This window comes from Pseudomonas lalucatii, from assembly GCF_018398425.1.
GTDB lineage: Bacteria > Pseudomonadota > Gammaproteobacteria > Pseudomonadales > Pseudomonadaceae > Aquipseudomonas > Aquipseudomonas lalucatii.
Genome location: NZ_JADPMV010000001.1, coordinates 1,809,476 through 1,831,224 on the forward strand (window position 1 = coordinate 1,809,476; position 21,749 = coordinate 1,831,224).

Consider the following 21,749-nt stretch of genomic DNA (forward strand, 5'->3'; position numbering starts at 1 on the left):
GGTTCAGTCGAGCAGGGTGCAGGCCATCACCAGCGCATCCTCGCGCCCGCCCACGGCCGGGTAGTAATCGCGGCGCCGGCCGACCTCGTTGAAGCCATAGCGCTCGTACAGGCGGTAGGCCGCCTGGTTGCTGGCGCGCACCTCGAGGAAACACTCCCCGGCCTTGAGCTGCAAGGCGCGCTGCATGAGGAACTCCAGCAGGCGCAGGCCCAGGCCACGGCCCTGGCTCTCCGGCTTGACGGTGATGTTGAGCAGGTGGGCCTCGTCGATGATCACGTTGATCACCCCGTGGCCGACCTGCTGGCTGCCCTCGAACATCAGCCAGCAGTCGTAGGACTTCAGGCTGTCGGCGAAGATGCCACGGGTCCAGGGGTGGCTGAAGGCGGCATACTCGATTTTCAGCACGGCCTCGAGATCCGCCTCGGTCATCGGGCGGAAGGATATCGCGTCACTCATTGCGCCCGACTCATCCAGCGTTGGCGCACCCGGCGCATCGCCTGCCACAGCGCGCGCTTGCGTTGCGGCTCTTCCAGCAGCAGTTCCAACCCGGGCAGCGCCCAGGCCGGCCCCAGGCCCTCGACCTGCAGCTCGCGGTGGTAGGCGTCGGCGTCGGCCTCGCCGGCGAAGCGTACGGCCGGCAGCCCCACCAGCCACAGGCAGGCGCAGGGCGCCTGCTCTTCCAGGCGCGCGGATACGAAGCTCTGCACGAACTCCAGGGCCGCCTCCGGGCCCTGATCCATGTTGCCGCGCACCAGCAGCGGCCAGCGCACCGGCTCGCCGACCGCTTGCGGGCTGTCCGGCAGGCCGGCGGCGCGCAGCAGGTCCCGGAGCAGCAGATAGGCCGGATCGCGGCCCTGCAGAGGCTCGCCGGTGGGCAGCTCGACCAGCAGCGCGCAGTCGCCGGCACGCAGCAGCTGCAGGGCGAAGCGCGGTGGCGGCACCACCGCCGGCCTGGCCGCCCCGGGCTTGGCGTCCGCGGCCTCGCTCTGCTCGGGCCTGGCGTTGCGGGCCGTGGCGGCGGGCTTGGGCACCTCGACCTTCGGCCGCTCGGCCACCGGGGCGGGGGGCACCGCTGCCACGCTCGCGCGCAGCGCCTGCACGCTCGGCTCGGCATCGACCGGTGCTTCGGGCGCCGGCGGCGCCAGCAGCTCCGGCCGCGACGGCGCGGCGAACGGCAGCTCCACCCGCGGCAGCCAGCTGGCCACCTGCATGGCGCTCAGGTAGGCACGGCGGCGCAGTTCTGCAATCAAACGTCAGCCACCTGCGGATGGGCCTTCTGCCCGGCCTGCATCAGGTTCAGGGCGTTGATATAGGCCTTGGCCGAGGCCACCAGGATGTCGGTGTCGGCGCCGTTGCCGTTGACGATGCGCCCGGCCTTCTCCAGGCGCACCGTGACCTCGCCCTGGGAGTCGGTGCCCTGGGTGATGGCGTTGACCGAGTAGAGTTGCAGGTTGGCATTGGAGCCGGCGATCGACTCGATGGCCTTGAAGGTCGCGTCCACCGGGCCCGAGCCCTGGGACTCGGCACCGCGCTCGGCACCATCGACGCTGAGCACCAGCTTGGCCTGGGGCACCTCGCCGGTCTTGCTGGCCACCTCCAGGGTCACCAGCTTGAAGTGCTCCGGGGCCTCCTCACCGAGGGTGTCGGAGACCAGCGCCTGCAGGTCCTCGTCGAAGATCTCGTGCTTCTTGTCGGCCAGTTCCTTGAAGCGGGCGAAGGCGGCATTCAGCTCGGCCTCGCCGGCCAGGGCGATGCCCAGCTCGTCCAGGCGCGAGCGGAAGGCGTTGCGCCCGCTCAATTTACCCAGCGACAGCTTGTTGGTGTGCCAGCCGACCGACTGCGCCGACATGATCTCGTAGGTCTCGCGGTGCTTGAGCACGCCGTCCTGGTGAATGCCCGACTCGTGGGCGAAGGCGTTGGCGCCGACGATGGCCTTGTTCGGCTGCACCGGGAAGCCGGTGATACCGGAGACCATGCGCGAGGTGCTGAGGATGTGCGGGGTGTCGATGTTGGTGTGTACGCCAAGCAGGTCCGCGCGGGTCTTGATCGCCATGACGATCTCCTCCAGCGCGGCGTTGCCGGCCCGCTCGCCCAGGCCGTTGATGGTGCACTCGACCTGGCGCGCGCCGGCCACCACCGCCGCCAGGGAGTTGGCCACGGCCAGCCCCAGGTCGTTGTGGCAATGCACCGAGAACACCGCCTTGTCGGCATTGGGGATGCGCTGCAACAACTGGCGGATGGTCTCGGCGTACTGGTGCGGAATGGCGTAGCCGACGGTGTCGGGGATGTTGATGGTGCGCGCACCGGCGTCGATGGCCGCCTCGATGATGCGGCAGAGGAAGTCCAGCTCGGAGCGGCCGGCGTCCTCGCAGGAGAACTCCACATCGCTGCACAGGTTGCGCGCCCGCTTGACCGCGTGCACCGCCTGCTCGATCACCTGGTCCGGCTGCATGCGCAGCTTGTACTGCATGTGGATCGGGCTGGTGGCGATGAAGGTGTGGATGCGCCCGGAGTTGGCCCCGGCCAGGGCCTCGGCGGCGCGGTCGATGTCGGCGTCCACCGCCCTTGAGAGGCTGCACACGGTGCTGTCCTTGATGCTGTCGGCGATCGCCTTGACCGCGGCGAAGTCGCCCGGGCTGGCGATGGCGAAGCCGGCCTCGATCACGTCGACGCGCAGGCGCTCCAGGGCCTTGGCGATGCGCAGCTTCTCCTCGCCGGTCATGGACGCGCCGGGGCTCTGCTCGCCGTCGCGCAGGGTGGTATCGAAAATAATGACGCGGTCGCTGCTGCTCATGCTCGACTCCTCGGGGCTCGCTCGATCGACGGCGGGGCTCAGGCAAAGGCGCCCACTGGCGGGGCACTCAAGGGAGGAATTGTGGCGTGAAATGCCCCCGACGGAAAGCCTGCAGCGGCTGTGCGGTCGCCCGGCCTGGCGCCGACGCCGCTCAGCCCTGGCGCAACAGCCCGAGCAGGTGCTCGGCGATCGCCCCCTTGATGGCATTGATGCTCAGCTGCGAGCAGTGCCCCAGGCCGGCCAGGTCAATGCGGTGCAGGTGCAGCGACGGCATGCGCGCCTCGTACTCGCGCAAGTCGCCCTTGACCAGCACCGGCAGGAAATCCTCGCCCCACGCCCGATAGCGCTGGACCAGCAGGCGCAGACCTTGCTGGAAGGGCAGCTCGGCGGAAGCCACCAGGCGGTTGCCGTGGGGGATCTTCAGGTACAGGCCGCTGCGCCCCAGGGTCTCGCCCGGCAGGATATGCACCCCGGTCGGCGCCACGGCGTGGGCCGGGATGTCGTGGAAGGTGTCGTGCCAGGCCTGCTCGTCCGGCAGGACGGTGATGTCGCCGTGATCACTCTGCGGCACCACGAAGCTGTAGTTGCTGTAGAGCTTCTGCACATAACCCGAGTAGACGCACAGGCGATTCTCGAAACGGCGCAGAAAGGCGACCGCCTCGGCGCGATCGGTGATGGCGCCGAGGTCCCGGGTCAGATCGGGCAACCCCTGCAAGGCGTCCCAGCATTCATCGAGAGTGGCGGCGGAGGCGGACAAGGTAAGCTCGCTCGGCAAAGGGGGGCGCCTCTGCCTCGCAGAAAGCATGCCAAGCAAATCAACGACTTGAACGGGCCTTGCGGGCCGCTCCGAGCCGTTCTCCCGGGCCGGGGCCGTCCGAAACTGCCGCGTTGCGTCACCTGTGCCTCCGATCGGTTCGCACTCAAGCGCCGGCCGGCCGATGCAGTACAATCGGCGTTTTTTCCGATTGAGCGACCGGCCCCTCGATGATCGACCCCAAGCGCGTGCTGCGCGCCCTCGCCGAACACTGGACCCTGCTCGAGCCGCTGTGCGAGCGTTTCGACGCCGGTACCCTGAGCCTGGTCGAGCTGCGCAACCAGCTCGCCGCCCAGCTGCCCGACAGCACCCCGGTGGACATCACCGCCCTGCTCGACCAGTGGATCCGCCTGGACATCCTGGTGCCCGTGGCCAAGAGCCCCAACCGCTTCGAGCTCAACGCGCAGATCCACGACTTCCTCGCCTACCTGCGCCGCGAGCACCGCCTCGGCCTGTGCCTGGAAATCGAGGCCTACCTGCGCCATCTGGAGCGCCTGGCCGGCTATATCCAGGATGCCTTCGAGGTGCGCGACGCCGCCGACCTGGCGCGCCAGCTGCGCCTGCTCGACATGCGCGTGCGCGACGTGCTGAAGAAGCTCGGCAACGACGAGCAGGCACTGATCGCCGTGGCCGAACGGGCCAAGACCAGCGACCGGCAGATCCCCCTGCGCCAGCGCTATGCCGAGGTGCTGGCCACCTGGGACGAGTACGTCGAGCCGATGATCCAGCTGGTGGCCGCCGACGGCGCCTTCGAGCAGGGCGTGTACCGCGTCGAGCACGTGCTGCTGCGCCTGCTCGGCGAGCAGCAGCGCCTCGGCCAGCTGGTCGACGACGACCTGCTGCTGCGCACCCACGCGCGCATCCTGGAGATGCAGACCACCGCCCAGCTGACCCTGCGCCGCGCCCGCGAGCTGCTGCTGCCGCTGCGCGAGGAGGCGCGCCGGCATAACGCGGTGACCCGCGGCGCGGCGCTGGCGCTTTCCGCGATTCGTAAACGCGGCCTGGATGCCGTGCCCCAGGCGGCCCTGCCGCTGTTCAGCCGGCCGCAGAGCACCTTCCTCGGCAGCGCCTCCCAGGTCGAGGCCTACGTCTATGCCCTGGCCCGCTTCGAAGCCAAGCCGGCACACTTCCCCAAGGCCGGCGCCAGCCGCAAGAGCGGTGCGCCCCAGGCACCGAAGACCGCCCGCGAGATGCTCGAGCGCTGCGAACAGGCCCTGCCGCTGCCCGACCTGATGCTCTGGCTGCTGGCGCAGGAGCCGGAAGGCGCTACCGACGAGTTGCTCTACTGGTTCTCGCGCCTGTCCCGCGACGCGCGTTTCCAGCGCGAACGTCTGGAGCGCCGCGACTACCTGACCCGCGAGCACCAGCTCAGCCTGAGCTCCTATGCGCTGCTGGGCCGCCCCGATGCTTAAGCCCTGCGTAGGGTGGCCAACGCGCAGCTTGTCCACCTGTCACCCTCTTCATGGTGGAAAGCGCTTCGCGGCTTTCCACCCTACGACTGCCTGCGAGTCTTGCGCATGAACATCGACCTTAAAGAAATGACCCAGCTCTCGGCCATCTTCCGCGAGCTGTTCAAGGGCTACCACCTGTCGCGTAGCGAACCGGAATGCTACGCCCAGCTGTCCAGCCAGCAGGACCAGTACCGCGCGCTGTTCAAGGCCCTCGGCTTCGAGCTGGTGTGCGACCCGCGCGGCTTCTACTACTTCGTGCCCGAGCAGATGGGCGCCCAGGTCAACAAGACCGCCCAGCGCCTGGCGCTGTTCACCTTCATCCTGGTCGAGCACTTGGCCGACCAGGGCCGCGACCCGCTGGCCGTGCTGGACGGCGGCAGCATCGGCCGCGACGAACTGCCGGCGCTGCTGGACAAATACAAGGACCTGTTCCTCCAGGCCGAGGTCACCACCCAGGAGGAGCTGGAGGACAAGGTCATCCGCCGCCTGACCCAGCTCGGCTTCGCCGCCGACAGCAACGGCGTGTACCGCTTCCTCGCGCCCATGCACCGTTTCCTCGACGTCTGCCTGGCGGTGCAGCACGACCGCGACCTGGCCGCCAGCCTGCACAGCAGCGACCTGCCGCTGCCGGCGCCGCTGCTGCTCGACGACGACAGCGGCGAGGCGATCGTCGCCCTCGACGAGTTCGCCGCCGAACAATCCGAAGAAGACGCCCTGGCCCGCGCCATGGCCGAAGAACGCGCCGCCCAGGAGATAGACGCATGAGCCAGGAACGCTACGGCATCCGCCGCTTCGCCCTGCTGAACACCGCCGGCTACAGCCTCGGCCTGTTCCCCCTGGAAAACCCGCTGTCGGTGTACGGCGCCAACAACCTGGGCAAGTCGGCCTCGATCAACACCCTGCAGTTCCCCATCCTGGCGCGCATGTCGGACATGAGCTTCGGCAAGTACAGCCTGGAGCAGTCGCGCCGGTTCTACTTCGCCAGCGACACCAGCTACATCCTGGTGGAGGTCGCCCTGCCCCACGGCCCCCACGTCATCGGCGTGGCCGGCCGCGGCCCCGGTGGCGGTTTCGGCCACCAGTTCTTCGCCTACCAGGGCGAGCTGGACCTGCAGCACTACCAGAAGAACGGCAGCTGCCTGCGCCAGCGCGAGCTGTTCGCCAACCTCGAGCGGGTCGGCATCAAGGCCTACGAGCTCAAGCCGGACGAACTGCGCCGCCTGCTGGTCGGCGGCCATACCTCGGTGCCCCTGGACCTGACCCTGATCCCCCTGCGTTCCACCAGCGAGCAGAGCCTGAAGACCTTCCGCGCGCTGTTCATCAACCTGCTGCACATGCGCGAGATCACCGCCGCCAAGCTCAAGCAGCTGTTCCTCGACGCCTTCGAGCACAGCCTGCGCTCGGGCAGCGTCGACTACATCGCCGCCACCGAGGAGGCCTTCCGCGATGTGCGCCGAATGGAACAGGACTACCAGGCCCTGGTCGGCGCCGGCCCGCTGATCGAGGCCCTGAGTGCCGGCGTGGCCCAGCGCGAACAGCTGCGCGGCAAGCTGCACTGTCTCTCGCCGCTGCTCGACTCGCTGCTCGGCACCTGGCAGGACTACGCCGGCGCCCGCCGCGAGGAGCTGGTGATCCAGGCCGAGCACTACCGGGGCGAGCAGGACGGCCTGCAGCAGGAGCAGCGCGGCGGCACCGCCGAGCTGATGCGCCTGGAGCGGGCGATCAGCGAGATCCAGCGCTGGCTCGGCGAGCTGGCCGTGCTGAAGAACCGCTTCGCCCTGGTCGACAACGCCCAAGTGCTGGAGGCCCAGTTTCTGGCCGCCAAGGATGCCCACGACGAGCTGGCCGGCGCCCTGGCGCAGTCCCGCCAGTTCAGCAGCGAGGATCTGGACGAGCGCCTGCGCGACCTGGAGAAGCGCCTCAAGTCGGTCCGGCAGCGGCTCGACCACGCCGACAACAACAGCTATGCACGGCTGCGCGAGGAGTTCTCCCAGGCCGACGTCGATCGCCTGATGCGCCTGTTCAACGGCCAGCTGTTCAGCCTGCCGCTGGGCGAGAAAGGCATCCAGGCCGAAGGTGATGACTGGGTGAAAGCCGTCGAGGCGGTACTGGAGCGCTTCAAGGGCGACACCTTCAGCGTGCCGGGCCTGTCCATCGACCTGTCCCATATCGAGCCGCCGGCCCTGCAGGCCCTGGCCGACCGCGCCGCCCTGCGCGACCAGAAGGACCGCCTGGAGCGCGAGCTCAAGCAACTCAAGACCCAGCAGGCGGTGGCCGCCGACCGCGCCGCGAGCAAGGCCCAGGCCGAGGCGCTGTACCAGGCCGTGCTGGATGCGCAGAAAGCCCTGGAAGACTACCGCCGCAGCCAGACCCTGGCTGTCGAGGAGGCCGACAAGCTGGAGCAGCTGGCCCAGCTGGAGGCCGCCCAGGACGAGCTCAAACGTACCAGCGACGCCTTCGCCGAGCGCGTGCAGCAGCTGTCGGCCAAGCTGCAGCTGGTCGGCCGCCAGCTGGCCGACCTGGAGGCCAAGCAGCGCACCCTGGACGATGCCCTGCGCCGCCGCCAGCTGCTGCCGGCCGACCTGCCGTTCGGCACGCCCTTCACCGACCCGGTGGACGACAGCCTGGACAACCTGCTGCCGTTGCTCAATGACTATCAGGACGCCTGGCAGGGCCTGCAGCGCGTCGACGGGCAGATCGAGGCACTCTACGCCCAGGTGCGCCTCAAGGGCGTGGCCAAGTTCGACAGCGAGGACGACGTCGAGCGTCGCCTGCAGCTGTTGGTCAACGCCTACGCCCATCGCCAGGACGAGGCCCTGACCCTGGCCAAGGCCCGCCGCGCCGCGGTCACCGACATCGCCCGCACCCTGCGCAACATCCGCAGCGACTACGACAACCTGGAACACCAGCTGGCGCTGTTCAACCGCGAGATCAACCGCCGCCAGGTCTCCAACCTCGCCAGCTTCCGCATCGTCCTGGCGCCGAACAAGGAGGCGCTCAAGCACATCGACCAGATCATCCACAGCGCCGGCCAGTACGAGGAAGGCGAGACCCTGTCGGTGTTCGACCTGCAGCAGAGCAGCGAACAGGACGCCAGGAACGAGCAGGCCAAGGAGTACCTGGCCCGCCTGGTGGCGGCCAACCACAACCAGCTGGGCCTGAAAGACCTCTTCGAGCTGGCGTTCGAGATCACCAAGGTCGGCGGCGCGCCGGTGATCCACACCGACATCGACGGGGCGGCGTCCAACGGCACCACCATGACCATCAAGGCGCTGACCAACATGTACCTGCTGCTGCACCTGATGGACCGCGAGCAGGCCGGACGGGTGCGCCTGCCCTACTACCTGGACGAGGCGGCGGACATCGACGAGCGCAACCAGCAGGCGCTGATCGAGACCAGCCTGCAGCTGGGCTTCGTGCCCATCCTCGCCTCGGTCAAGCCGCAGGTCTCGGCCCACGTGGCCATCGACCTGGAGGGTGGCAGCGGCCCGGCCGGCATCTACATCGACGAGGCCGACTGGAAGTTCATCCGCCCCCGCGAGACGAGCAAGGCCGAGGCCGTGGTGCCGGAGACCAGCGCCGAACCGGCCTGAGCCCGCAAGCACCATGAACAAGGGCCGCTGCTGCGGCCCTTGTTCATGCGCCTACTGCGCCAAGTCGATCTTCGGCGCCCAGCGCAGCCATTGCTCCTGCGCCTCCTCGAACAGGGCGAAGGTCTGCCCCGGCAGGGCCTTGGCGCCCATCTGCTCGCCCTCCGGGGTGGCGAAGGCCACGCCGCCGGCGATGATGGTCTCCAGGGACTCGGTGCGCACCTTGACCCCCTGGAACAGGCCGGCCTCGACGCCGATGCCGGAGCTGACCCAGAAACGGCTGCCGCCGTGCACCAGCGGCGCATAGCGCGGCTCGATCAGCACATGCACCAGCACCCGGTTGGCAGTCGGCCCCAGCTCGACTCCCTTCACCTTGCCCACCGGCACCTCGCGGTAGGTCACCGGTTCGCCGGGTTTCAGCGAGTTGCGCTGGGCCGCGCTGAGCACCAGGCGCAGCCCGGGCTCGCGCACAGCCTGGGTCGGTGGCGCGTCCAGGGCGACGAACGCGGTCTGCTGGCGCCCGGCCTGCTCCGCCGGCAGCACCTCCAGGTACTGGCCGCCGACCAGGGTGTCCAGGTTGGTCACCCGGGTCAGGCTCAACTCCGGCTTGACCACCCAGAATTGCGTACCGGCACGGGCGATGCGCGCGCTCGCCAGGGTGATCCGGCCATGCAGCACGACGCTCTGCAGGTCGTCGGCCAGCTCGATGCGCTCGACCTTGCCGACGTCCAGGCCGCGGTAGCGGATCGCCGTGCCCGGGCCCAGGCCGTCGCCGCGTTCCAGGCGGATGCTGATCGCCACGCCGTTCTGCAGGGCGCTGTCGCGGCTGTCATACAGGGGGAAGCGCTGCACCCGCCTGTCCTGCCTGGGCGCCTGCCGGTCGCGGGTCTCGAAGGCGATGCCGCCGGCCAGCAAGGTCTGCAGCGACTCGCTCCGGACCTCGATCCCGGACAGGCCGCCCTTGAGGGTGATGCCGCTGGCATTCCAGAAGCGCGTGCTGCTGTTGACCAGGTGGGCGTACTCCGGCTCGATGTGCACGCCGAACGCCACCTGCTGGTCGTCGCGGGCCAGTTGCACGCTCTGCACCGAGCCGACCTTGACCTGGCGATAGAGGACCGGGTTGCCGACCTCCAGCGAACCGCGGCTGTCGCTCAGCAGCACCAGGTGCAGGCCCGGGGCATCCAGGTTCAGCGGCGGCGCCTTGGGCCGCGCCTCGAACTCGCGCTTGGCCGCCGCGCCCTTCTCCCCCGGACGCACGGCGATATAGTTGCCCTTGACCAGGGCCTCCAGGCCGGTGATGCCGGCCAGGGAGATCGATGGTTTGACCACCCAGAACTCGGTGCCCTCGACCAGGTAGTCCTCGGTGCGCGGGTCCAGGGTCAGTTCGGCCGTGGCGCTGCTCAGGTCGTCGTTGACCTTGAGCGTCTTCAGCAGGCCGGCCTGGATGCCGTTGTACAGCACCGGGGTCCGCCCCGCCTGCAGGCCTTCGAAATCGGTCATCTTGACCAGCACCCGGATGCCCGCCTGGGCGGCGTCGAAATCCTCGTAGAGGCGGAAGGGGAAGCGCGGATCGGTCGCCGGGCTGTCCTTGCGGTGCTCCGGCGTGGCGAAGGCGATGCCGCCGGCGACGATGCTGGCCAACGACTCGCTGCGCAGCTTGAAGCCCGACAGGCCGGCATCGATGCTGATGCCGCTGGCGTTCCAGAACCGCGTGTGCTTGCGCACCAGGCTGGCGTAGGCCGGCTCGATGAACACCTTCACCTCCACCGTGCTCTGGTCCTCGGCCAGGGCGTAGCTCTTCACCCGGCCGACCTGGATCTGCTTGTGGAACACCGGGCTGTCGCGATTCAGCGAGCCCAGGCGCTCGGCCTTCAGGGTCAGGTGCAGGCCGGGCTGGTCGTCGGACAGCGGCGGCGGTTCGGACAGCGCCTGGAATCTCAGGCTCGGCTCGCCATCGCCCGGGCTGACCGCGATGTAGTTGCCCGACACCAGGGTCTCCAGGCCGGTGATCCCGGCCAGGCTGACGCTGGGCTTGACCAGCCAGAAGCGGGCGTTCTCGCGCAGGTGCGGCTTGACCTCCTGGTTCATCTCGATGGTGGCGACCACCCCGCGCTGCTGGCCGCTGTCGTCCAGGGCCAGGGCCTTGACCTTGCCGATCGGCATGCCCTTGTAGATCACCTCGGTCTTGCCGGCCTGGATGCCCGCGCCGCTGTCGAAGAACACCTCGATCTCGATGCCGGCCTGGGTGTAGGCACGCCAGCCCAGCCAGCCGCCGATCAGCAGGGCGATGATGGGCAGCACCCAGATGGCCGACCAGTTGGAAGCCGGACGGGTTTTGGCCAGTGGCAGGTCATTCATGGTCGTGGTCCGACTCCGTGTTGTCCCAGATCAGGCGGGGATCGAAGGTTAAGGCGGCGAGCATGGTCAGGATCACCACGCTGGCGAAGGCCACCGCGCCCATCCCCGGCTCGATGCTGGCCAGGTTGCCGAACCTGACCAGCGCCACCAGGATGGCGATGACGAAGATATCCAGCATCGACCAGCGGCCGATCCATTCGATGAAACGGAACATGAGCACGCGCTGGCGCGGCGACATCGGCTGATGCCGCTGCACCGAGTAGAGCAGCAGGGCGATGCCCACCAGCTTGAAGGTCGGCACCAGGATGCTGGCGATGAACACCACCGCGGCGATCGGCAGCATGCCCAGGTGCACCAGTTCGATCACCCCGGACATGATGGTGTCCGACTGGCCCTTGCCCAGGGAGTTGACCGTCATGATCGGCAGCAGGTTGGCCGGAACATAGAGGATCGCCGCGGTCAGCAGCAGGGCCCAGGTGCGCGCCAGGCTGTTCGGCCGGCGCGCGTGCAGCAAGCCGCCGCAGCGCTCGCAGTGCTGGTGCGCGACCTCGGCCTGCGCGGGGTTGAGCAGGTGGCATTCGTGGCAGACCAGCAGCCCGGCATCAATCGCCCGCATGGCGATCCTCCCCCGACAGGGCCTGCCAGATCTGGTGCGGCGCCATGCTCACCTCGAGCCAAGCCTGGACCAGCAGCAGCGCGACGAAACAGAACAGGCCGGCGCCGAGGCTGAGGTCCGCCAGGTCGGCCAGCTTGACCATGGCCACCAGGATGCCCATCAGGTAGACCTCGAGCATGCCCCACTCGCGCAGGTGGTGATAGATGCGGTACAGCAGCAGGCCATAGCTGCGGCCCAGGTCCAGACGAATGCTCAGCAGCACCGCCAGCTGGCACAGCAGCTTGAGCAGCGGCACCGCCATGCTGCAGAGGAACACCACCGCGGCGATGCCCTGCATGCCGCTGTCGTACAGCCCGAGCACGCCGCTCCACACCGTGTCCTCGCTGCGCTGTCCGAGCAGGTTGAGCTGCATGATCGGCAGGAAGTTGGCCGGCACATAGAGCAACAGGGCGGCGATCACCAAGGCCAGGCTGCGCCGCACCACCTGATGTCGGTGGGTATAGAGTTCGAAACCACAGCGCGGACACTCGACCCGTTCGTCATAGCCGGCCTGCGGTTTGCGCATCAGCAGGTCGCACTCGTGACAGGCGATCAATCGCTCGACTGCAAGCTCAGGCAAGGGCTGAAGGTCGGCCGAATCGGACATAAGCGGATTCTCGAGAAAGTGCACTCATTCTAGCCGAGCGCGGCCGGCAACTGGTTAAGTGCCAAGCGCACGGGCCGGGTCATCGCAGCCGGCGGCGGCATCAGGGCATCGGCCCATTACCCGCCCCCTCCCACGCACTCGACACGCCATCTGATCGCCGGACGCCTGCAGGATCTAACGCCACTGTTGGCCGGCCTGGCGGTACGCTGACACGACTTCCAGTAGTCGCCTCAGTTTTCCAGCGCACAAAGGCAAACCCCCGGCCCGCTTGCGCGGGTCGGGGGTTTGGGATAGGTGCTTGACGATGACCTACTCTCACATGGGGAAACCCCACACTACCATCGGCGATGCATCGTTTCACTACTGAGTTCGGGATGGGATCAGGTGGTTCCAACGCTCTATGGTCGTCAAGCAATTCAGCTGGGGAGTCGCGGTTGAGGCGCTTCCCCGAATTGGGTATGTGATATGCGGTATTGCGTGTTCTGGCAAATTTTCGGTTTGTTGTCGACTTCAGCCATCGAGCACACAAACAACAAATTGTTTGGGTGTTATATGGTCAAGCCTCACGGGCAATTAGTATGGGTTAGCTCAACGCCTCACAGCGCTTACACACCCCACCTATCAACGTCGTAGTCTTCGACGGCCCTTTAGGGAACTCAAGGTTCCAGTGAGATCTCATCTTGAGGCAAGTTTCCCGCTTAGATGCTTTCAGCGGTTATCTCTCCCGAACATAGCTACCCGGCAATGCCACTGGCGTGACAACCGGAACACCAGAGGTTCGTCCACTCCGGTCCTCTCGTACTAGGAGCAGCCCCTCTCAAATCTCAAACGTCCACGGCAGATAGGGACCGAACTGTCTCACGACGTTCTAAACCCAGCTCGCGTACCACTTTCAATGGCGAACAGCCATACCCTTGGGACCGGCTTCAGCCCCAGGATGTGATGAGCCGACATCGAGGTGCCAAACACCGCCGTCGATATGAACTCTTGGGCGGTATCAGCCTGTTATCCCCGGAGTACCTTTTATCCGTTGAGCGATGGCCCTTCCATACAGAACCACCGGATCACTAAGACCTACTTTCGTACCTGCTCGACGTGTCTGTCTCGCAGTCAAGCGCGCTTTTGCCTTTATACTCTACGACCGATTTCCGACCGGTCTGAGCGCACCTTCGTACTCCTCCGTTACTCTTTAGGAGGAGACCGCCCCAGTCAAACTACCCACCATACACTGTCCTCGATCCGGATAACGGACCAGAGTTAGAACCTCAAGGTTGCCAGGGTGGTATTTCAAGGATGGCTCCACGCGAACTGGCGTCCACGCTTCAAAGCCTCCCACCTATCCTACACAAGCAAGCTCAAAGTCCAGTGCAAAGCTATAGTAAAGGTTCACGGGGTCTTTCCGTCTAGCCGCGGATACACTGCATCTTCACAGCGATTTCAATTTCACTGAGTCTCGGGTGGAGACAGCGCCGCCATCGTTACGCCATTCGTGCAGGTCGGAACTTACCCGACAAGGAATTTCGCTACCTTAGGACCGTTATAGTTACGGCCGCCGTTTACCGGGGCTTCGATCAAGAGCTTCGCGTTAGCTAACCCCATCAATTAACCTTCCGGCACCGGGCAGGCGTCACACCCTATACGTCCACTTTCGTGTTTGCAGAGTGCTGTGTTTTTAATAAACAGTCGCAGCGGCCTGGTATCTTCGACCGGCATGAGCTTACGGGGTAAACCCTTCACCCTCACCGGCGCACCTTCTCCCGAAGTTACGGTGCCATTTTGCCTAGTTCCTTCACCCGAGTTCTCTCAAGCGCCTTGGTATTCTCTACCTAACCACCTGTGTCGGTTTGGGGTACGGTTCCTAGTTACCTGAAGCTTAGAAGCTTTTCCTGGAAGCATGGCATCAACCACTTCGTCGTCTAAAAGACAACTCGTCATCAGCTCTCGGCATTAAGCGCCCGGATTTACCTAAGCACTCTGCCTACCACCTTAAACACGGACAACCAACGCCGTGCTGGCCTAGCCTTCTCCGTCCCTCCATCGCAGTAACTAGAAGTACGGGAATATTAACCCGTTTCCCATCGACTACGCATTTCTGCCTCGCCTTAGGGGCCGACTCACCCTGCGTCGATTAACGTTGCGCAGGAAACCTTGGTCTTTCGGCGTGCGAGTTTTTCACTCGCATTGTCGTTACTCATGTCAGCATTCGCACTTCTGATACCTCCAGCAAGCTTCTCAACTCACCTTCACAGGCTTACAGAACGCTCCTCTACCGCTCAACTTACGTTGAACCCGTAGCTTCGGTGTATGGTTTGAGCCCCGTTACATCTTCCGCGCAGGCCGACTCGACTAGTGAGCTATTACGCTTTCTTTAAAGGGTGGCTGCTTCTAAGCCAACCTCCTAGCTGTCTAAGCCTTCCCACATCGTTTCCCACTTAACCATAACTTTGGGACCTTAGCTGACGGTCTGGGTTGTTTCCCTTTTCACGACGGACGTTAGCACCCGCCGTGTGTCTCCCGTGCTGACACTTGCTGGTATTCGGAGTTTGCATCGGTTTGGTAAGTCGGGATGACCCCCTAGCCGAAACAGTGCTCTACCCCCAGCAGTGATACACGAGGCGCTACCTAAATAGCTTTCGAGGAGAACCAGCTATCTCCGAGCTTGATTAGCCTTTCACTCCGATCCACAGGTCATCCGCTAACTTTTCAACGGTAGTCGGTTCGGTCCTCCAGTCAGTGTTACCTAACCTTCAACCTGCCCATGGATAGATCGCCCGGTTTCGGGTCTATACCCAGCGACTAAACGCCCTATTAAGACTCGCTTTCGCTACGCCTCCCCTATTCGGTTAAGCTCGCCACTGAATATAAGTCGCTGACCCATTATACAAAAGGTACGCAGTCACCCAACAAAGTAGGCTCCCACTGCTTGTACGCATACGGTTTCAGGTTCTATTTCACTCCCCTCTCCGGGGTTCTTTTCGCCTTTCCCTCACGGTACTGGTTCACTATCGGTCAGTCAGTAGTATTTAGCCTTGGAGGATGGTCCCCCCATATTCAGACAAAGTTTCTCGTGCTCCGTCCTACTCGATTTCACTTCTAAGATCCTTTCGCGTACAGGGCTATCACCCACTATGGCCGCACTTTCCAGAGCGTTCCGCTAAAATCAAAGAAGCTTAAGGGCTAGTCCCCGTTCGCTCGCCACTACTAAGGGAATCTCGGTTGATTTCTATTCCTCAGGGTACTTAGATGTTTCAGTTCCCCTGGTTCGCCTCCTACACCTATGTATTCAGTGCAGGATACCCAGCTTATGCTGGGTGGGTTCCCCCATTCAGAGATCTCCGGATCAAAGTCTGTTTGCCGACTCCCCGAAGCTTATCGCAGGCTACCACGTCTTTCATCGCCTCTGACTGCCAAGGCATCCACCGTATGCGCTTCTTCACTTGACCATATAACCCCAAGCAATCTGGTTATTGTCTCTAACGTGAAGACGACATTCGCCGAAAATTTGCACTTGAGAACAACGCAAATTTTACCTTGATTGACCAACTGCCAGTGAAAGCAGTCAATCAGTCACTTCTATCACATACCCAAATTTTTAAAGAACGATTCGCTACTGGTCAAAGACCAGAAATCAACATTCAACAGGTTAAACCTGGAACGCTCATTTCTGAACTCTACACGGGCTGTAAGTGGTGGAGCCAAGCGGGATCGAACCGCTGACCTCCTGCGTGCAAGGCAGGCGCTCTCCCAGCTGAGCTATGGCCCCATATTCGTACAAGGCCAAACCCCACAACAATTGGTGGGTCTGGGCAGATTCGAACTGCCGACCTCACCCTTATCAGGGGTGCGCTCTAACCAACTGAGCTACAGACCCAATCGTCTTTCGCAATGAATCAAGCAATTCGTGTGGGAGCTTATGAAGAAGCTGATGTCGTCGATTAAGGAGGTGATCCAGCCGCAGGTTCCCCTACGGCTACCTTGTTACGACTTCACCCCAGTCATGAATCACACCGTGGTAACCGTCCCCCTTGCGGTTAGACTAGCTACTTCTGGTGCAACCCACTCCCATGGTGTGACGGGCGGTGTGTACAAGGCCCGGGAACGTATTCACCGTGACATTCTGATTCACGATTACTAGCGATTCCGACTTCACGCAGTCGAGTTGCAGACTGCGATCCGGACTACGATCGGTTTTATGGGATTAGCTCCACCTCGCGGCTTGGCAACCCTTTGTACCGACCATTGTAGCACGTGTGTAGCCCTGGCCGTAAGGGCCATGATGACTTGACGTCATCCCCACCTTCCTCCGGTTTGTCACCGGCAGTCTCCTTAGAGTTCCCGGCATAACCCGCTGGTAACTAAGGACAAGGGTTGCGCTCGTTACGGGACTTAACCCAACATCTCACGACACGAGCTGACGACAGCCATGCAGCACCTGTCTTACAGTTCCCGAAGGCACCAATCCATCTCTGGAAAGTTCTGTAGATGTCAAGGCCAGGTAAGGTTCTTCGCGTTGCTTCGAATTAAACCACATGCTCCACCGCTTGTGCGGGCCCCCGTCAATTCATTTGAGTTTTAACCTTGCGGCCGTACTCCCCAGGCGGTCAACTTAATGCGTTAGCTGCGCCACTAAAATCTCAAGGATTCCAACGGCTAGTTGACATCGTTTACGGCGTGGACTACCAGGGTATCTAATCCTGTTTGCTCCCCACGCTTTCGCACCTCAGTGTCAGTATCAGTCCAGGTGGTCGCCTTCGCCACTGGTGTTCCTTCCTATATCTACGCATTTCACCGCTACACAGGAAATTCCACCACCCTCTACCGTACTCTAGCTTGCCAGTTTTGGATGCAGTTCCCAGGTTGAGCCCGGGGCTTTCACATCCAACTTAACAAACCACCTACGCGCGCTTTACGCCCAGTAATTCCGATTAACGCTTGCACCCTCTGTATTACCGCGGCTGCTGGCACAGAGTTAGCCGGTGCTTATTCTGTCGGTAACGTCAAAATTGCAACGTATTAGGTTACAACCCTTCCTCCCAACTTAAAGTGCTTTACAATCCGAAGACCTTCTTCACACACGCGGCATGGCTGGATCAGGCTTTCGCCCATTGTCCAATATTCCCCACTGCTGCCTCCCGTAGGAGTCTGGACCGTGTCTCAGTTCCAGTGTGACTGATCATCCTCTCAGACCAGTTACGGATCGTCGCCTTGGTGAGCCATTACCTCACCAACTAGCTAATCCGACCTAGGCTCATCTGATAGCGTGAGGTCCGAAGATCCCCCACTTTCTCCCGTAGGACGTATGCGGTATTAGCGTTCCTTTCGAAACGTTGTCCCCCACTACCAGGCAGATTCCTAGGCATTACTCACCCGTCCGCCGCTGAATCAGGTAGCAAGCTACCCTCATCCGCTCGACTTGCATGTGTTAGGCCTGCCGCCAGCGTTCAATCTGAGCCATGATCAAACTCTTCAGTTCAATACTGCTTGGGTTTTGAGAAAACCCTAAACTTGGCTCAGCAATCGCAAATCTCTTACTTAAAAGAGGTAACTCTCGAATTAACGAGTGTTGCTTTGTGATGCTGATAATCAGTTGACTACCAGTCTTACCTCACAAGCACCCACACGAATTGCTTGATTCAGTTGTTAAAGAACAGTTGGTTAAGTCTTTCGTCTCAACCGAGGCGCGCATTCTACAGCAGCCTCATCTTCCGTCAAGCAGTTTCGAAAAATTCTTTTCAAACTCAACCGCTTGCGGCGGCTTCAGGACTTTCATCACTTGAAGCCTCAGCCCGAGATGAAAATCTTAGGCTTTCACTAAAAGGCAAACCCCCGACCCGCTTGCGCGGGTCGGGGGTTTGGGATAGGTGCTTGACGATGACCTACTCTCACATGGGGAAACCCCACACTACCATCGGCGATGCATCGTTTCACTACTGAGTTCGGGATGGGATCAGGTGGTTCCAACGCTCTATGGTCGTCAAGCAATTCAGCTGGGGAGTCGCGGTTGAGGCGCTTCCCCGAATTGGGTATGTGATATGCGGTATTGCGTGTTCTGGCAAATTTTCGGTTTGTTGTCGACTTCAGCCATCGAGCACACAAACAACAAATTGTTTGGGTGTTATATGGTCAAGCCTCACGGGCAATTAGTATGGGTTAGCTCAACGCCTCACAGCGCTTACACACCCCACCTATCAACGTCGTAGTCTTCGACGGCCCTTTAGGGAACTCAAGGTTCCAGTGAGATCTCATCTTGAGGCAAGTTTCCCGCTTAGATGCTTTCAGCGGTTATCTCTCCCGAACATAGCTACCCGGCAATGCCACTGGCGTGACAACCGGAACACCAGAGGTTCGTCCACTCCGGTCCTCTCGTACTAGGAGCAGCCCCTCTCAAATCTCAAACGTCCACGGCAGATAGGGACCGAACTGTCTCACGACGTTCTAAACCCAGCTCGCGTACCACTTTAAATGGCGAACAGCCATACCCTTGGGACCGGCTTCAGCCCCAGGATGTGATGAGCCGACATCGAGGTGCCAAACACCGCCGTCGATATGAACTCTTGGGCGGTATCAGCCTGTTATCCCCGGAGTACCTTTTATCCGTTGAGCGATGGCCCTTCCATACAGAACCACCGGATCACTAAGACCTACTTTCGTACCTGCTCGACGTGTCTGTCTCGCAGTCAAGCGCGCTTTTGCCTTTATACTCTACGACCGATTTCCGACCGGTCTGAGCGCACCTTCGTACTCCTCCGTTACTCTTTAGGAGGAGACCGCCCCAGTCAAACTACCCACCATACACTGTCCTCGATCCGGATAACGGACCAGAGTTAGAACCTCAAGGTTGCCAGGGTGGTATTTCAAGGATGGCTCCACGCGAACTGGCGTCCACGCTTCAAAGCCTCCCACCTATCCTACACAAGCAAGCTCAAAGTCCAGTGCAAAGCTATAGTAAAGGTTCACGGGGTCTTTCCGTCTAGCCGCGGATACACTGCATCTTCACAGCGATTTCAATTTCACTGAGTCTCGGGTGGAGACAGCGCCGCCATCGTTACGCCATTCGTGCAGGTCGGAACTTACCCGACAAGGAATTTCGCTACCTTAGGACCGTTATAGTTACGGCCGCCGTTTACCGGGGCTTCGATCAAGAGCTTCGCGTTAGCTAACCCCATCAATTAACCTTCCGGCACCGGGCAGGCGTCACACCCTATACGTCCACTTTCGTGTTTGCAGAGTGCTGTGTTTTTAATAAACAGTCGCAGCGGCCTGGTATCTTCGACCGGCATGAGCTTACGGGGTAAACCCTTCACCCTCACCGGCGCACCTTCTCCCGAAGTTACGGTGCCATTTTGCCTAGTTCCTTCACCCGAGTTCTCTCAAGCGCCTTGGTATTCTCTACCTAACCACCTGTGTCGGTTTGGGGTACGGTTCCTAGTTACCTGAAGCTTAGAAGCTTTTCCTGGAAGCATGGCATCAACCACTTCGTCGTCTAAAAGACAACTCGTCATCAGCTCTCGGCATTAAGCGCCCGGATTTACCTAAGCACTCTGCCTACCACCTTAAACACGGACAACCAACGCCGTGCTGGCCTAGCCTTCTCCGTCCCTCCATCGCAGTAACTAGAAGTACGGGAATATTAACCCGTTTCCCATCGACTACGCATTTCTGCCTCGCCTTAGGGGCCGACTCACCCTGCGTCGATTAACGTTGCGCAGGAAACCTTGGTCTTTCGGCGTGCGAGTTTTTCACTCGCATTGTCGTTACTCATGTCAGCATTCGCACTTCTGATACCTCCAGCAAGCTTCTCAACTCACCTTCACAGGCTTACAGAACGCTCCTCTACCGCTCAACTTACGTTGAACCCGTAGCTTCGGTGTATGGTTTGAGCCCCGTTACATCTTCCGCGCAGGCCGACTCGACTAGTGAGCTATTACGCTTTCTTTAAAGGGTGGCTGCTTCTAAGCCAACCTCCTAGCTGTCTAAGCCTTCCCACATCGTTTCCCACTTAACCATAACTTTGGGACCTTAGCTGACGGTCTGGGTTGTTTCCCTTTTCACGACGGACGTTAGCACCCGCCGTGTGTCTCCCGTGCTGACACTTGCTGGTATTCGGAGTTTGCATCGGTTTGGTAAGTCGGGATGACCCCCTAGCCGAAACAGTGCTCTACCCCCAGCAGTGATACACGAGGCGCTACCTAAATAGCTTTCGAGGAGAACCAGCTATCTCCGAGCTTGATTAGCCTTTCACTCCGATCCACAGGTCATCCGCTAACTTTTCAACGGTAGTCGGTTCGGTCCTCCAGTCAGTGTTACCTAACCTTCAACCTGCCCATGGATAGATCGCCCGGTTTCGGGTCTATACCCAGCGACTAAACGCCCTATTAAGACTCGCTTTCGCTACGCCTCCCCTATTCGGTTAAGCTCGCCACTGAATATAAGTCGCTGACCCATTATACAAAAGGTACGCAGTCACCCAACAAAGTAGGCTCCCACTGCTTGTACGCATACGGTTTCAGGTTCTATTTCACTCCCCTCTCCGGGGTTCTTTTCGCCTTTCCCTCACGGTACTGGTTCACTATCGGTCAGTCAGTAGTATTTAGCCTTGGAGGATGGTCCCCCCATATTCAGACAAAGTTTCTCGTGCTCCGTCCTACTCGATTTCACTTCTAAGATCCTTTCGCGTACAGGGCTATCACCCACTATGGCCGCACTTTCCAGAGCGTTCCGCTAAAATCAAAGAAGCTTAAGGGCTAGTCCCCGTTCGCTCGCCACTACTAAGGGAATCTCGGTTGATTTCTATTCCTCAGGGTACTTAGATGTTTCAGTTCCCCTGGTTCGCCTCCTACACCTATGTATTCAGTGCAGGATACCCAGCTTATGCTGGGTGGGTTCCCCCATTCAGAGATCTCCGGATCAAAGTCTGTTTGCCGACTCCCCGAAGCTTATCGCAGGCTACCACGTCTTTCATCGCCTCTGACTGCCAAGGCATCCACCGTATGCGCTTCTTCACTTGACCATATAACCCCAAGCAATCTGGTTATTGTCTCTAACGTGAAGACGACATTCGCCGAAAATTTGCACTTGAGAACAACGCAAATTTTACCTTGATTGACCAACTGCCAGTGAAAGCAGTCAATCAGTCACTTCTATCACATACCCAAATTTTTAAAGAACGATTCGCTACTGGTCAAAGACCAGAAATCAACATTCAACAGGTTAAACCTGGAACGCTCATTTCTGAACTCTACACGGGCTGTAAGTGGTGGAGCCAAGCGGGATCGAACCGCTGACCTCCTGCGTGCAAGGCAGGCGCTCTCCCAGCTGAGCTATGGCCCCATATTCGTACAAGGCCAAACCCCACAACAATTGGTGGGTCTGGGCAGATTCGAACTGCCGACCTCACCCTTATCAGGGGTGCGCTCTAACCAACTGAGCTACAGACCCAATCGTCTTTCGCAATGAATCAAGCAATTCGTGTGGGAGCTT

General features: G+C 61.6%; 10 protein-coding genes, 4 tRNA genes and 5 rRNA genes. 3 read left to right on the plus strand and 16 right to left on the minus strand.

Annotation, left to right across the window (positions count from 1 at the left end):
• Nucleotides 1–3: 3 nt before the first annotated feature.
• The 4 genes from rimI to I0D00_RS08280 form a co-directional block, all read right to left on the minus strand.
• The gene (gene rimI, locus I0D00_RS08265) at nt 4–456 is read right to left on the minus strand and encodes a ribosomal protein S18-alanine N-acetyltransferase (protein ID WP_213639248.1); all 453 of its coding nucleotides are present in this window, start codon (nt 454–456) and stop codon (nt 4–6) included.
• Nucleotides 453–1,250 (minus strand): energy transducer TonB, encoded by a 798-nt coding sequence (locus tag I0D00_RS08270; RefSeq protein ID WP_213639249.1) that lies wholly within the window; start codon nt 1,248–1,250, stop codon nt 453–455. Before I0D00_RS08270 ends, rimI begins: the two co-directional genes overlap by 4 nt.
• Complete coding sequence (locus tag I0D00_RS08275) at nt 1,247–2,794, minus strand: 2-isopropylmalate synthase (protein ID WP_213639250.1); 1,548 nt, start codon at nt 2,792–2,794, stop codon at nt 1,247–1,249. The genes I0D00_RS08270 and I0D00_RS08275 overlap by 4 nt, the downstream gene beginning before the upstream one ends.
• A gap of 151 nt (nt 2,795–2,945) precedes the next feature.
• A complete protein-coding gene (locus I0D00_RS08280) occupies nt 2,946–3,551 on the minus strand; it encodes a hypothetical protein (protein ID WP_213639251.1) in 606 nt (201 codons plus the stop codon).
• Nucleotides 3,552–3,778: 227 nt separating this feature from the next.
• Between I0D00_RS08280 and mksB the strand changes: the two genes are divergently transcribed.
• The 3 genes from mksB to mksF all read left to right on the plus strand — a co-directional run bounded on the left by mksB (nt 3,779) and on the right by mksF (nt 8,652).
• A complete protein-coding gene (gene mksB, locus I0D00_RS08285; RefSeq protein WP_213639252.1) occupies nt 3,779–5,020 on the plus strand; it encodes an Mks condensin complex protein MksB in 1,242 nt (413 codons plus the stop codon).
• A 105-nt stretch (nt 5,021–5,125) separates the two neighbouring features.
• Nucleotides 5,126–5,824: an Mks condensin complex protein MksE gene (gene mksE / locus I0D00_RS08290; RefSeq protein WP_213639253.1), complete on the plus strand. Its 699-nt coding sequence runs from the start codon at nt 5,126–5,128 to the stop codon at nt 5,822–5,824.
• Nucleotides 5,821–8,652, plus strand: coding sequence for an Mks condensin complex protein MksF (gene mksF / locus I0D00_RS08295; RefSeq protein ID WP_213639254.1), 2,832 nt, complete (start codon nt 5,821–5,823; stop codon nt 8,650–8,652). The genes mksE and mksF overlap by 4 nt, the downstream gene beginning before the upstream one ends.
• A gap of 51 nt (nt 8,653–8,703) precedes the next feature.
• Here mksF and I0D00_RS08300 read toward each other — a convergent pair whose 3' ends face one another.
• The 12 genes from I0D00_RS08300 to I0D00_RS08355 all read right to left on the minus strand — a co-directional run bounded on the left by I0D00_RS08300 (nt 8,704) and on the right by I0D00_RS08355 (nt 21,707).
• Nucleotides 8,704–11,007, minus strand: coding sequence for a PqiB family protein (locus tag I0D00_RS08300; RefSeq protein WP_213639255.1), 2,304 nt, complete (start codon nt 11,005–11,007; stop codon nt 8,704–8,706).
• A complete protein-coding gene (locus tag I0D00_RS08305) occupies nt 11,000–11,623 on the minus strand; it encodes a paraquat-inducible protein A (protein ID WP_213639256.1) in 624 nt (207 codons plus the stop codon). Before I0D00_RS08305 ends, I0D00_RS08300 begins: the two co-directional genes overlap by 8 nt.
• Nucleotides 11,610–12,269 (minus strand): paraquat-inducible protein A, encoded by a 660-nt coding sequence (locus I0D00_RS08310; RefSeq protein ID WP_213639257.1) that lies wholly within the window; start codon nt 12,267–12,269, stop codon nt 11,610–11,612. The genes I0D00_RS08305 and I0D00_RS08310 overlap by 14 nt, the downstream gene beginning before the upstream one ends.
• A 296-nt stretch (nt 12,270–12,565) precedes the next feature.
• Nucleotides 12,566–12,681: ribosomal RNA gene (gene rrf / locus I0D00_RS08315) — 5S ribosomal RNA — on the minus strand.
• Between the two features lie 140 nt (nt 12,682–12,821).
• A 23S ribosomal RNA gene (locus tag I0D00_RS08320) occupies nt 12,822–15,712 on the minus strand.
• Nucleotides 15,713–15,956: 244 nt separating this feature from the next.
• Nucleotides 15,957–16,032: transfer RNA gene (locus tag I0D00_RS08325), tRNA-Ala, on the minus strand.
• A gap of 31 nt (nt 16,033–16,063) precedes the next feature.
• Nucleotides 16,064–16,140: transfer RNA gene (locus I0D00_RS08330), tRNA-Ile, on the minus strand.
• A gap of 65 nt (nt 16,141–16,205) precedes the next feature.
• Nucleotides 16,206–17,742, minus strand: a 16S ribosomal RNA gene (locus tag I0D00_RS08335).
• A gap of 390 nt (nt 17,743–18,132) precedes the next feature.
• Nucleotides 18,133–18,248, minus strand: a 5S ribosomal RNA gene (gene rrf / locus I0D00_RS08340).
• A 140-nt stretch (nt 18,249–18,388) separates the two neighbouring features.
• Nucleotides 18,389–21,279, minus strand: a 23S ribosomal RNA gene (locus I0D00_RS08345).
• The 16S, 23S and 5S rRNA genes sit together here with 4 tRNA genes alongside, the layout of an rRNA operon.
• Before the next feature lie 244 nt (nt 21,280–21,523).
• A tRNA-Ala gene (locus I0D00_RS08350) sits at nt 21,524–21,599 on the minus strand.
• 31 nt (nt 21,600–21,630) lie between these two features.
• Nucleotides 21,631–21,707, minus strand: a tRNA-Ile gene (locus tag I0D00_RS08355).
• Nucleotides 21,708–21,749: the final 42 nt, after the last annotated feature.

Bases quoted from the DNA above. Each gene is read 5' to 3' on its own strand.
- rimI (WP_213639248.1), bottom strand. From the start codon at position 456: ATGAGTGACGCGATATCCTTCCGCCCGATGACCGAGGCGGATCTCGAG.
- I0D00_RS08275 (WP_213639250.1), bottom strand. From the start codon at position 2,794: ATGAGCAGCAGCGACCGCGTCATTATTTTCGATACCACCCTGCGCGAC.
- mksB (WP_213639252.1), top strand. From the start codon at position 3,779: ATGATCGACCCCAAGCGCGTGCTGCGCGCCCTCGCCGAACACTGGACC.
- mksE (WP_213639253.1), top strand. From the start codon at position 5,126: ATGAACATCGACCTTAAAGAAATGACCCAGCTCTCGGCCATCTTCCGC.
- mksF (WP_213639254.1), top strand. From the start codon at position 5,821: ATGAGCCAGGAACGCTACGGCATCCGCCGCTTCGCCCTGCTGAACACC.
- I0D00_RS08300 (WP_213639255.1), bottom strand. From the start codon at position 11,007: ATGAATGACCTGCCACTGGCCAAAACCCGTCCGGCTTCCAACTGGTCG.
- I0D00_RS08305 (WP_213639256.1), bottom strand. From the start codon at position 11,623: ATGCGGGCGATTGATGCCGGGCTGCTGGTCTGCCACGAATGCCACCTG.
- I0D00_RS08310 (WP_213639257.1), bottom strand. From the start codon at position 12,269: ATGTCCGATTCGGCCGACCTTCAGCCCTTGCCTGAGCTTGCAGTCGAG.